Origin of the sequence: Microbispora sp. NPDC049633 (assembly GCF_040675265.1) — a bacterium.
Taxonomy (GTDB): Bacteria; Actinomycetota; Actinomycetes; order Streptosporangiales; family Streptosporangiaceae; genus Microbispora; species Microbispora maris.
In genome coordinates this window covers 1-11,374 of the sequence record NZ_JBFAOO010000224.1, presented here as the reverse complement: position 1 = coordinate 11,374, position 11,374 = coordinate 1, and the positions used below count along the sequence as shown (strand labels likewise).

General features: G+C 73.7%; 13 protein-coding genes. 6 read left to right on the top strand and 7 right to left on the bottom strand.

The features are described from left to right. The 3 genes from AB0J39_RS34250 to AB0J39_RS34240 all read left to right on the top strand — a co-directional run. Positions 1 to 971: glycoside hydrolase family 16 protein (locus AB0J39_RS34250; protein WP_363472389.1), on the top strand; the 971-nt coding region annotated here is incomplete at its 5' end. 43 nt (positions 972 to 1,014) lie between these two features. After that, positions 1,015 to 2,109, top strand: a complete 1,095-nt coding sequence (locus AB0J39_RS34245; RefSeq protein WP_363472387.1) for an RNA polymerase subunit sigma-70 — start codon at positions 1,015 to 1,017, stop codon at positions 2,107 to 2,109. 85 nt (positions 2,110 to 2,194) lie between these two features. After that, on the top strand, positions 2,195 to 2,650 hold the full coding sequence (locus AB0J39_RS34240; protein WP_363472385.1) for a hypothetical protein: 456 nt from the start codon (positions 2,195 to 2,197) through the stop codon (positions 2,648 to 2,650). Between the two features lies 1 nt (position 2,651). On the opposite strand, the gene AB0J39_RS34235 is transcribed toward AB0J39_RS34240, so the two are convergent. After that, positions 2,652 to 3,707, bottom strand: a complete 1,056-nt coding sequence (locus tag AB0J39_RS34235) for a helix-turn-helix domain-containing protein (protein ID WP_363472384.1) — start codon at positions 3,705 to 3,707, stop codon at positions 2,652 to 2,654. A gap of 83 nt (positions 3,708 to 3,790) precedes the next feature. On the opposite strand from AB0J39_RS34235, the gene AB0J39_RS34230 reads away from it, so the two are divergent. Together AB0J39_RS34230 and pruA are read left to right on the top strand one after the other, a co-directional pair. Continuing rightward, on the top strand, positions 3,791 to 4,702 hold the full coding sequence (locus AB0J39_RS34230; RefSeq protein WP_363472383.1) for a proline dehydrogenase family protein: 912 nt from the start codon (positions 3,791 to 3,793) through the stop codon (positions 4,700 to 4,702). Next, the gene (pruA, locus tag AB0J39_RS34225) at positions 4,702 to 6,375 is read left to right on the top strand and encodes an L-glutamate gamma-semialdehyde dehydrogenase (RefSeq protein ID WP_363472381.1); all 1,674 of its coding nucleotides are present in this window, start codon (positions 4,702 to 4,704) and stop codon (positions 6,373 to 6,375) included. Before AB0J39_RS34230 ends, pruA begins: the two co-directional genes overlap by 1 nt. A 66-nt stretch (positions 6,376 to 6,441) precedes the next feature. Here pruA and AB0J39_RS34220 read toward each other — a convergent pair whose 3' ends face one another. The 4 genes from AB0J39_RS34220 to AB0J39_RS34205 form a co-directional block, all read right to left on the bottom strand. Then, positions 6,442 to 6,867, bottom strand: coding sequence for a PIN domain-containing protein (locus tag AB0J39_RS34220; RefSeq protein ID WP_363472378.1), 426 nt, complete (start codon positions 6,865 to 6,867; stop codon positions 6,442 to 6,444). Next, positions 6,864 to 7,106, bottom strand: coding sequence for a hypothetical protein (locus tag AB0J39_RS34215; protein ID WP_363472375.1), 243 nt, complete (start codon positions 7,104 to 7,106; stop codon positions 6,864 to 6,866). The genes AB0J39_RS34220 and AB0J39_RS34215 overlap by 4 nt, the downstream gene beginning before the upstream one ends. Before the next feature lie 215 nt (positions 7,107 to 7,321). Beyond that, complete coding sequence (locus AB0J39_RS34210) at positions 7,322 to 7,654, bottom strand: putative quinol monooxygenase (protein WP_363472372.1); 333 nt, start codon at positions 7,652 to 7,654, stop codon at positions 7,322 to 7,324. Between the two features lie 11 nt (positions 7,655 to 7,665). Continuing rightward, the gene (locus AB0J39_RS34205) at positions 7,666 to 8,664 is read right to left on the bottom strand and encodes a serine hydrolase domain-containing protein (RefSeq protein WP_363472370.1); all 999 of its coding nucleotides are present in this window, start codon (positions 8,662 to 8,664) and stop codon (positions 7,666 to 7,668) included. A gap of 113 nt (positions 8,665 to 8,777) precedes the next feature. On the opposite strand from AB0J39_RS34205, the gene AB0J39_RS34200 reads away from it, so the two are divergent. Beyond that, the gene (locus AB0J39_RS34200; protein ID WP_363472367.1) at positions 8,778 to 9,371 is read left to right on the top strand and encodes a copper chaperone PCu(A)C; all 594 of its coding nucleotides are present in this window, start codon (positions 8,778 to 8,780) and stop codon (positions 9,369 to 9,371) included. On the opposite strand, the gene AB0J39_RS34195 is transcribed toward AB0J39_RS34200, so the two are convergent. Both AB0J39_RS34195 and AB0J39_RS34190 read right to left on the bottom strand, forming a co-directional pair. Next, positions 9,354 to 10,421 (bottom strand): hypothetical protein, encoded by a 1,068-nt coding sequence (locus tag AB0J39_RS34195; protein ID WP_363472365.1) that lies wholly within the window; start codon positions 10,419 to 10,421, stop codon positions 9,354 to 9,356. The genes AB0J39_RS34200 and AB0J39_RS34195 overlap by 18 nt on opposite strands. 50 nt (positions 10,422 to 10,471) lie before the next feature. Beyond that, on the bottom strand, positions 10,472 to 11,374 hold a 903-nt coding region (locus AB0J39_RS34190; RefSeq protein WP_363472363.1), incomplete at its 5' end, for a sensor histidine kinase.

The window sequence follows — 11,374 nt, the reverse complement described above, 5'->3', positions numbered from 1 at the left end:
TGAGCGCGACGCAGACCGCCACCGCGGCCGCCGTGGCGGCGGACGAGGGCGCCGCCGGCCAGGAGGGCGAGAAGGCCGCGGAGAAGATCGGCGACGTCCCCGCGGCGCCGTCGCCGCGTCCCTCCCCGAGCCCCTCGGTCGTCTCCTCCCCCAGCCCGCGGGCGACGCCCGCGCCCACCACTGAGGCCGAGCCTCCGATGCGGCTGGCGCGGCCGGTGCGCACCGCGGACCGGCCGGTCGTGGTGGACGTCATCGAACCGGAGGACGTGCCCCGGGAGGACCGCGCGCCCGCCCGGGTGATCCCCGGGGGCGCGGGCGGGGCCGCGCGGCAGCCCTCCGCGCCGTCGCGTACGCCCTTCCCCCGCTCCTCCGGCGCCGCCACGGGCGGCTGGGGCAGCCCTGCCCTGGTGGAGGACTTCGGCGGGGAGGCCCTTCGCCTCGGCGAGGGCGGCCAGGAGGCGGACCTGTCGGCGGCGTCGGTCCAGCGGTACGGCCGCTGGGAGGTCCGTCTGCGGGCCGAGGACGGCGCGCTTCCCGTCGCGCTGCTGCGGTCCGCCGGATCGGGCGCTCCCGAATACGGCGACGCGCGATACGCCGAATACACCGGCTCCCGGTACGAGGAGTTCCCCCAACCCGACGGCGCGGGAGCGGAGGACGCGGAGATCGGCGTGACGGCGATCGGCGACGCCGACGGGCGGCGCGCGCAGTTCTCCGTCCGGCAGGGCCGGGAGCGGGCCCGGGCCGAGATGGCGGCCGACTTCACTCAGTGGCACACGATCACCGTCGACTGGCTGCCCGGCCGGGTGACCTTCTGGCTGGACGGCAGGCAGGTGTGGAACTACACCGGCCCGCACGTCCCCCGGTCCGAGGGGATGGGCCTGGTGCTGCGCAACGGCGCCTCCGGCGGCGGCCCGGTGACCGGCACGGTGTACGTCGACTGGGTGCGGATCTACCGGGCTCCGGGGCGGTAGCCTTCCGGGTGATCCGGAGGTGCGACGTGGACGCGGGGCGGGTGTGAGCGGACGGGACGGCGCGGCCGAGCGGCCCATTGGGGGACCGGCCGTGGAACCGGCCGCGGGCCCGGCGGTGGATCCGGCTGTGGAGGCCGTCCGGGCGGGTGACGAGGCCGTGTTCGGCGAGCTCGCCGCGCGTCACCGGCACGAGCTGCGGGTGCACTGTTACCGGATGCTCGGGTCGTTCACGGAGGCGGAAGACCTGGTGCAGGAGACGCTCCTGCGGGCCTGGCGCGCGCGGCGGAGCTTCGAGGGGCGCTCGACGTTCCGGGCGTGGCTCTACCGGATCGCCACGAACGCCTGCCTGGACGCGCTGTCCGGCGCCCGCGCCCGCGAGGTGGCGGCGGCGGACGCTCCGGCACAGCCGGGGCGTCCGGCCCCCGCCGACGTCCCCTGGCTCCAGCCCTATCCGGACGAACTGCTCGATCTGGCGGCGCCGGACGAGGGCGGGCCCGACGCGGCCGCCATCGCCCGGGAGACGGTCGAGCTGGCGTTCCTCGCGGCGATCCAGCACCTTCCGCCGCGGCAGCGGGCCGTGCTGATCCTGCGCGACGTGGCCGGCTGGCCGGTGACCGAGACCGCCGAGGCGCTGGAGATGAGCGTCGCCTCGGTCAAGAGCGCCTCGCAGCGCGCCCGCGCGACGCTGCGCGACCGTCTGCCCAGGCGGCGGGCGGACTGGGCCGCGGCCACCCGGCCCAGCCGCGTCGAGCTCGACCTGCTGGAGCGGTACGTCACCGCCTCCAGGAACGCCGACCTGGCGGCGCTGGCGGCGCTGCTGCGCGAGGACGTCCGGCAGGCCATGCCACCCGCCGCCCTGGTGTTCGCCGGGCGGGCGGCCGTGCTCGACATGTGGCGGCCGGTCCTGGAGGGCGAGGAGCGCTGGGGCGAGTGGCACTGCGTGCCGCTCGCGGTCAACCGGCAGCCCGCGGTGGCGAACTACGTGCGGCGGCCCGGGGAGACCTCCTTCACCGCGGTCAACATCGATGTCCTGTGCGCCGAGGACGGCCTCGTCACGGAGATCACCACCTTCGGCCCCGAGTTGCTGCCCCTCTTCGGCCTGCCGCTCTCCATACAGCCGGCCGTTACCGAATCGTGACACACGTCCTCCGTGCGGACCGATTCCCTTCTTCCGCCCGCGCCGTCATACGAGCGCTATCGCACGACGGGAGAAGGAGAACACCATGTCGGACATCACCGGGCCGGACAACACCGGAACGGCGCAGCCGGACGAGCAGGTCAGGGCGCTGGACCGGCTGGTCGGCTCGTGGCGCGTGACCGGCGGCGCGGAGGGCACGGTCACCTACCGCTGGATGGAGGGGGGCTTCTTCCTCATCCAGGACATCCGCCTGGAGCAGGACGGCCGGCCCATCGCCGGCATCGAGATCATCGGCCGTGAGCGGCCCTACGGGGCCGACGCGCCGAGCGAGGACATCAAGTCCCGTTACTACGGCGGCGGGGGCGACACCCTCGACTACGTCTACGAGCTCGACGGCGACACGCTGACCATCTGGGGCGGCGCGAAGGGGTCTCCGGCGTACTTCCGGGGCACCTTCACCACCGGCGGCGACGCCATGACCGGCCGCTGGCACTACCCGGGCGGCGGGGGCTACGAGTCGAACATGACCCGGATCCCATAGGTCACACGTGGCCGGGGAGGAGGGCCGCCGCCTTCAGCGACAGGTGGAGCAGCAGGCGGTCCTCCCCGTCGGCGAGGTCGAGCCCGGTGAGGTGCCCGGCCTTGCCCAGCCGGTAGTACAGCGTCTGCCGGTGCACGCCCAGCGCCGCCGCCGTCTCCTGGACCTGCCCGGCGTGGTCGAGGTAGGCCTCCACGCTCGTGGCGATCCGGGGCGTGAGCGCGACGGACTCGGCGGCGAGGTCGGCCAGGTCGCGCGGGGACAGCCGGGCCAGCAGCCGGTAGACGCCGAGCCCGCTCCAGTCGGCGATCGGGGCGTGCCGCTCGACGTGCTCGGCCACCCGCAGCGCCAGCAGCGCCTCCCGCCAGCTCTGCCAGGCCTCCCCCGGGTCGTCGCGCGGGCCCCCGATCCCGGCGGCCATGCCGTACAGGCCGTGCAGGAGGCGGGCGACGGGCGCGGCCTGCGCGGCGGGCGCCAGCACGGCGAGGAGCGGCGCGTCCACGGCCGTCTCGGTCACGTCCGGGTCGGCCAGCACGCCGCGCGGCAGCGTGCGCGGCGGCCCGGGGACCTCCGCCGGCGTCCGGACGGCCACCGCCGTCACCGGTCCCTCGACGTGCACCCCGGCGGTGGCGCGGACCGCGGGGTCGGCGGAGAAGAACTGACGCAGCGGGGCGTGCCGGCCACGGGCCTGCGTGGCCAGCAGCGCGGCCGCGCGGCCCACCAGCGGCGCGACGGCGGCCAGGCGCTCATCGGTGAGCGCGCCGGATTCGAGCGCCCACAGGTAGCCGTAGGTCACCCCGCCGTGCCGCAGCGGCACGCACACGCGGCCGAGCAGGCCGGGCAGCCCGGGGATCCGCACCGGGCCCGTCGCGGTGGCGATGCCGTACGCCTCGAAGTGCGCGCGCACCTCGTCGGAGGCGTGCCTGCGCAGGATCGACTCCTGCCGCACCCGGTCGATGTCCCCGCTCTGCGTGCCGTACGCCAGCAGGTTGAACGAGCGGTCCTCCAGAGTCACGGAGGCGTCCAGCAGTCGGGAGATCTCATCGACGATGTCTTGCATGCTGACATTCTTGTGCATTTGTCGAAAAATGCTGTGGCGGATGTCCGTGGAACTTCCGTGACGTGCGGATTTACCCTGAGGCCATGCTCGGTTCTCTGCTTCTCGCGGGCTCACGCAGCCCGCTCGCCCGCCGGGCCGTGTCGGGGCTCCCGCTCACGCGCAAGGTCGTCGACCGTTTCGTGGCCGGAGAGTCCGCCGCGGACGCCGTCGCCGCGACGCGCCGCCTGACCGGCTCGGGGCTGTCCGTCACCATCGATCATCTGGGCGAGGAGGTCCGGGATCCCGGCACCGCCGTCGCCGCCGCCAAGGCGTACGTCTCGCTGCTGGAGGAGCTGCGGCCGCTCGGCCTCGGCGACCGGGCCGAGGTGTCGGTCAAGCTGTCGGCCGTCGGCCAGGCCCTCGACCCGGGCATGGCCCTGGAGAACGCGCGGCAGATCTGCGCGGCGGCGCGGGAGTGCGGCGCCACGGTCACCCTGGACATGGAGGACCACACCACCGTCGACGCGACGCTCGGCGTGCTGCGCACGCTGCGGGAGGACTTCCCGGAGACCGGCGTGGCGATCCAGGCCTACCTGTTCCGCAGTGAGGCCGACTGCCGCGACCTCGCCGGGTCGCGGGTGCGGCTGGTCAAGGGCGCCTACCGCGAGCCCGCCTCGGTGGCCTGGCAGAGCAAGGCCGAGGTCGACCGCGCGTACGTGCGGTGCCTGCGCGTGCTCATGAACGGCACGGGCTATCCGATGGTGGCCACGCACGACGACCGGCTGATCGCGATCGCCGAGTCGCTCGCGGTGAGCGCCGGGCGCGGCACCGGCGACTACGAGTTCCAGATGCTCTTCGGCATCCGGGCCGACAGGCAGGCGGCGCTGGCCGCGGCCGGGTCCCGGGTGCGGGTCTACGTCCCCTACGGCGACGACTGGTACGGCTACTTCATGCGCCGCCTGGCCGAGCGCCCGGCCAACGTCGCCTTCTTCCTTCGCGCTTTGAGGGGTAAATGATGGATGCGATCAGCGATGTCCCGGTGCCGGCGAACGAGCCGGTGCACGGGTACGGGCCGGGCAGCGCCGAGCGCGCGGCCCTGGAGACCCGGATCAAGGAGCTGTCCGGGACGACCCTCGACCTGACGATGACGATCGGCGGCGAGCGGCGCATGGCCGGCGGCGCCCCGATCGACGTCGTGCAGCCGCACAACCACGCCGCCGTGCTCGGCCGTACGGCCGACGCCACCACGGCCGACGTCAGGGCGGCGGTCGACACGGCGCTCGAGGCCGCGCCGCGCTGGCGGGCCCTGCCGTTCGAGGAGCGCGCCGCGGTGTTCCTCCGGGCCGCCGAGCTGCTCAGCGGCCCTTGGCGGGCCACGCTCAACGCGGCCACCATCCTCGGCCAGTCGAAGTCGGCGCAGCAGGCCGAGATCGACGCCGCGTGCGAGCTGATCGACTTCTTCCGGTTCAACGTCGCCTACGCCCGGCGGCTGCTCGCCGAGCAGCCGCAGTCGTCGCCGGGCGTGTGGAACCGCATGGAGTTCCGCCCGCTGGAGGGCTTCGTCCTGGCGATCACGCCGTTCAACTTCACCTCCATCGCGGCCAACCTGCCGGCGTCGGCGGCCCTGATGGGCAACGTCGTGGTGTGGAAGCCGTCGCCGACGCAGCAGTTCTCGGCGCACTTCACCATGCGGCTGCTGGAGGCGGCCGGGCTGCCGCCCGGGGTGATCAACATGGTCACCGGCAACGGCGGCGCGATCTCCGAGGTCGCGCTGCCCCATCCCGAGCTGGCCGGGATCCACTTCACCGGCTCGACGGCCACGTTCCAGCACCTGTGGCGCACCGTCGGGGAGAACATCGCCGGCTACCGGGGCTACCCGCGGCTCGTCGGCGAGACCGGCGGCAAGGACTTCATCCTGGCGCACCCGTCGGCGGAGACCGGGGCGCTGGCCACCGCGCTGCTGCGGGGCGCGTTCGAATACCAGGGCCAGAAGTGCTCGGCGGCCTCCCGGGCGTACGTGCCGCGCTCGCTGTGGACCCGGATGCGCGACGACTTCGTGTCGGCGGCCGAGTCGCTCACCGTGGGCGACGTGTCGGGCGACCTGTCCACGTTCATGGGCGCGGTCATCGACGCGCGGGCCTTCGCCAAGCACAAGGAGGCGATCGACCGGGCGCGTTCCGCGGACTCGATCGAGGTGCTCACCGGCTCCTACGACGACTCGGCCGGCTACTTCGTGCGGCCGACCGTGCTGGAGTGCGCCGATCCCGCCGACGAGGTCTTCTCGAAGGAGTACTTCGGCCCGATCCTCGCCGTCCACGTCTACGACGACGCGGCGTACGACACCGTGCTGGACCAGATGGAGAGCGTCGCGCCGTACGCGCTGACCGGGTCGGTCATCGCGCGGGACCGGTACGCGATCGCCGACGCCACCGAGCGGCTGCGCTTCGCGGCGGGCAATTTCTACGTCAACGACAAGCCCACAGGCGCGGTCGTCGGGCAGCAGCCGTTCGGCGGGGCCCGGGCCTCGGGCACCAACGACAAGGCCGGCTCGATCTTCAACCTGATCCGCTGGGTCAACGCCCGCACGATCAAGGAGACCTTCGTGCCCCCGGTCGTCGGGGGGCCGTACAAGGGCGACGTGCCGCAGGGCGGCTGGCAGCAGCCCGACCTCGGCGAGCTCGGCTACTGACGGGCCGCGATGCCCCCGGAACCCGATGCGGGGTTCCGGGGGCATCGTTGTCGAGGTTCTGCCGAGCTACAGGACCGTGGGAAGAAGTGTGAGGGCCGGGACATGCCGTGGCCGGACCACGGTGAAGTGGCGCCGGTCGATCGTGGCGACCCGATCGATTTTCATCCGTTCCGCCAGAGCGATCACCGAAGCGTCCACGAATCCCAGTCGCAGACCCGCGTACCCCTCCACTAGCTGCGCGGCTCTGTCGACGTCGCGCGGATGCAGTTCCGTCAGTTCGAGCTCGCCGCGCGACACCGATTCCAGGAACACCGCTTCGGCCTTCGCACCAAGATTCTTCTCGACGTGCCAGGAGGTTTCCGTCAGCACCGTGGTGGGGACCAGTAGCCTTCCCGGGAGGGTGGACAGCAGGTGGGCCGACGTCTCGTGATGTGCGTCGGATCGGTCGATGGCCGCGTAGAGGACGCCGGTGTCCACAAGCGTGATCGTCACAAGGGACGATCCAACCCCTCTCGCAGCAGCTCGTCATGCCGTTCCGAAACATCGGTGCGTCCCGAGGCACCGAGCCCGATGAAGGACGGCCGACGTCGAGCCTGCTCCGCCTCATCAGGCTGCACGAACTTCGCCAGCTCGGGATCGGCCTGCACCAGCAGCCGCAAACGTCGCACACCGGCGGGTGGGAGCCGGTCGACGAGGTGATGCATGTCCTCATAGTCATGGGCGGCAGTCACGTCCGCCAGTCTACGCGGCAGAGTTGTCGGCGTCCCTCCGGAGCGGTCGTCAGACGAGGCCCTGATAGGGCGATACCGCCGAGGCGAGGGGCGACGTGACGACAGCGGAAGACGCGGCCGCCATCATGGCCGCTCGTCTCGGCGCGTGTGTGAGCGACCGGACAGCTCTCGCACCACGCCTGCACCGCCGGGACGCCTGCCGGTTTCGAGCGGCTTCAGTCCTCGGCGGGGACGGCCATCTCGCCGAGGAGGGACCAGTCGTCCTGCGGAACCGTGACGTTGACGATCCGCGGGGTCTCGGCGAGGTGGGGCGGCAGCGTCCGCCGGGCCTCCTGGAAGTGCTCCGATCCCACGTGCGCCGCCCCGGCCTCGTCGTCGCGGAAGGCCTCGACGAGGACGTACTCCGCCGGGTCGTCGAGGCTGCGCGACCAGTCGAACCAGAGGCAGCCCGGCTCGGCCCGGGTCGCCTCGGTGAACTCACGGGTGATCTCCGGCCAGCGGTCGGCGTGCTGCGGCAGCACCCGGAACTTCGCGGTGATGAAAATCATCGGGCGTCTCCTCACGTGATCGCGGGCAGGACCACATTCTCCAGGACCGCTCTCGGCGCGGTGTCCTGACCGGGTCCGTCGTAGTCGCCGGCGGTGACGGCCACGACGAGATCGAGATCGGGCAGCAGGAACAGCCGCTGGCCGCCGTTGCCGATCGCCGTCGCCCGCGCACCCGGGCCGACGTACCACATGTACCCGTAGGAGACGCCCTCCCAGGCGGGCACCCGGGGGCGCAGCATCTCCCCGATCCAGCCGGGGACGATCTCCCGGTCCAGCACGGCCTGCCCGACGCGGGCGAGGCCGCGTGGCGTCAGGCGCAGGCCCGAGGCGGCCAGGGCCCTGCCGTCCGAGCCCGCCGACCATTCGAAGGCCCCGACCCCGAGCGGCTCGAACAGCGCGGTGCGGGCGAACTCCTCGAGGCGCAGGCCGGTGCCCTCCTCGACGATCGCGCCGACGAGAGCCGCGGCTCCCCCGCTGTAGCGCCACCGCTCACCCGGCTCCTCCACGAAGGGGCGCTCCAGCACGTACCGGCGGCGGTCCGGCGCCATCTCCATCGCGATCTCGCTGTTGGCCGGGCTGGTGTAGGGCGCGCTCTCGTCCCACTCCAGGCCCATCGTCATCGTGAGCGCGTGCGCGATGGTCAGCCCGGCCCGTCGGGGGTCGGCCGCCAGGTCGGCGTACTCGGGGAAGACCGTCAGGATCGGCTCGCCCGGCTCCGGCACCAGGCCGGACCCCAGCGCCAGGCCGTACAGCAGCGCGACCAGGCTCTTGGTGACCGAGCGCAGGTCGTGCGGCGTGTCCGGCCCGAAGTCCACGTGGCCGAGCGGGGTGTTCAGCACGTGGTCCTCGCCGCCGCCGTACCACTCCAGGACGACGGCGCCGTGCCGGGCCACGACGACGCCGTGCAGCGCCGGCGCCCCGCCCCTCCGTACGAGGGCCTCAAGCCGGTGGGGCAGGTCCGGCACGAACCCTGCCTGTTCCGGAGCCTTTTCCGGGGAGATCGGCGGCATGGCGTTTCCTCCACTCGCTCGGGGATTGAAGGCTCGCATAATTTTCCGGCGGTAGGCGACGGCCAGAGGGGGTACCGCACCCGAAAGACGCCTCCGAGCGAGCCGAGGTCGACATGCGCAGGATCCTGGCGGCTCTTTGCATCGCGGGCGCGGCGGTCACCGCCGCCTGCGGCGACATCAAGCAGGACTACTACACGCAGACGATGCCCCAGAACGACGGGGCGAACGTGAACCTGCCGGGACTGCTGCTGCGCAACGCCTTCATCCTCGGCTCGCAGCAGCCCGCCCCGCCGGGGACCGACATGCCGGTCTACATGATGCTGCTCAACGAGAGCGGCCGCACCGACCGCCTGGTGGCGGTGGACACCGGGGGCCTGTTCCGGGAGGCCCGCCTGCCCGCCGGCGGCCTGGAGATCCCCGGCGGGAGGTACGTCGGCGGGACGGCCCTTCCCCAGGTGCTGCTCGCCGGCCTCACCCGCCCGCTGGGCAGCGGCGGCACGATCCCGGTGACGTTCCGGTTCCAGAACGCGGGGTCGGTCCGGGTCGACGTCCCGATCCTGCCGCCCGGAGCGTGGCGGAACACCTACTCGCCCTGGCCGGGCGCGTCTCCGAGCCCGTCTCCGAGCCCGTCACCGAGCCCGTCACCGAGCCTCTCGCCCAGCCCTCCGCCGGGGGTCTCGCCGAGCCCGTCACCCACCGGGAGCTGATGCGTCCTCGATCTCCGGGTTCGCGGCGATGATCTCCTCGGCGACCGCGCGCAGGCGGGGCAGGTACGCGCTCACCTCACGCGCCCGGCGCGGCAGGTCGTCCGGCGATCCGATGCCGAGGTCGGCGGCGAGGTCCGCGAATCCGGCGCGGTGGCCCGTCTCCCCCGGCGCGTCCACGGCGAGGATTTTCAGGCACCGGGCGTACGTCGCCGCGATCCAGAAGACGGCCTCGCGGTGCAGTCCCCGCGTGACGAGGTCGAGACCGCCGTCAACGGCCACCGGCCGGGCCGCCCGGGTGATGTCGGAGGAGAACGGGAACGGCGTGCGAGCCGCGGCCGCCGCCGCGTCGAACGCCCTCGTCATCGTGGCGAGGTGGGCCTCGACCCGCTCGCGGGGCAGGTGCGCGCAGCCGAGCAGGCCGAGCAGTTCCTCGTAGACGTCCATCCGGCCGTAGCTCCGCAGGAGTTCGCGGACCGCCGGGTAACGCAGCCGTACTGTGGGGTTGCGCAGCCCCGCGGTGAGGAGCACGTGGGTCGTGATGCCGGCCGGGAACAGCCAGGACGTGACCTGGTCGTGGAACGGCGCGTGCGCGTCGAGCGCCGCGAGGCCGCCGGTGATGCGGCTCTCGGCGTCCGCGCAGCGCAGGCGGACCCAGCGCCGTTCGGCGAAGCCCGCCGCGACGGCGGCCCGCAGCCGGGCCAGGCGCCCGGTGGGGTCGGCGATCACGGTGTCGGCGCGGAAGGCCCCGGCCAGGTGGCAGGAGGCCAGCACCTCCGCCGCCGAGGCGAGCCGGTCCCAGGACAGGTACGAGACCTCGACGAGCACGCCGTCCCATGGGATCTTGCCGAGCTTGGGCGGCGCGACGGGATCGGTGACCACGACCGTCACGTCGACGTCCGAGGTGGGCGGCAGCACCGTGCCGGGGTCCGCCCAGGCCGTGGAGCCGGTCAGGAAGGCCCCGGCGAAGTTCGGGGCCGCGGCCGCCTCCCGGGCGACCCACCGGGCCGCCGCGGCTCGCGCGTCCCGGACCCGCACCACCCGTGTCGTCATCCCAGGTTCCCCTTCCGATAAACGCGGGACCGCCACCCCGGCGAATCGCTTCAGGACACCACGAAATCCGTCGCCCCGCCGGACATCCCGGCGCCCTGTCCGGGCGGATCGGCGGGGTGGCGCCGTGCCGGCGGCGCTCCGTTGCCCGGCAGAGGGAGCGTGACCTCGACCGTGGTGCCCGCGCCCGGCTCGCCCGTGAGGAGGCAGATCCCGCCCAGCTCCGCCGTGCGCTCGCGCATGGAGGTCAGGCCGGGGCCCGTACGGCGTTCCGGCGGCAGGCCCACGCCGTCGTCGGCGACCAGCAGGCGCAGCGCCGCGGGTTCGCGGCGCAGCTCGACCCGGACCCGGGTGGCACGCGCGTGGCGCCGGGCGTTGATCAGCGCCTCCTGCGCGATCCGGTAGACGGCCACCTCGACGGCGGCGGGCAGGTCGGCCAGGTCGCCCTCGGCGTCCACCACGGTGGCGGGGCCCTCGGGATCGCCCGGCCCGGCCAGCGCCCGCAGGGCGGCGGCCAGGCCCAGGTCGTCCAAGACGGGCGGGCGCAGGCCGTACACGAGCTGCCGGACGTCGTGCGTGACCGTGTCCATGCCCGAGCGCAACTCGCGCAGCAGCCTGTCCGCCGTCTCCGGGGAGCTCTTCAGGCTGGCGCGGGCCGTGGTGACGGCCGCGGCCATCTCGCCCAGCGTGCGGCCCAGGCCGTCGTGCAGGTCGCGGCGCAGCCGCCGTCGTTCCTCCTCCCGGGCGGCCAGGATGCGCTCCCGGGAGCGCTGCAGGTCGGCCGCGAGGCGCACCGCGTGCGCCACGTCGGCCGCGTACGGGACCAGCGTGGCCAGCACCCGCTCGTCGTGCGCGGCGGGGAAGCGGCGCGGGGCGGGCGGGCCGACCAGCAGCCGCCCCACCCGCTCGCCGTGCCAGACCAGCGGCACCTCGCGCGGGCGGTCGCCGACCTGCCC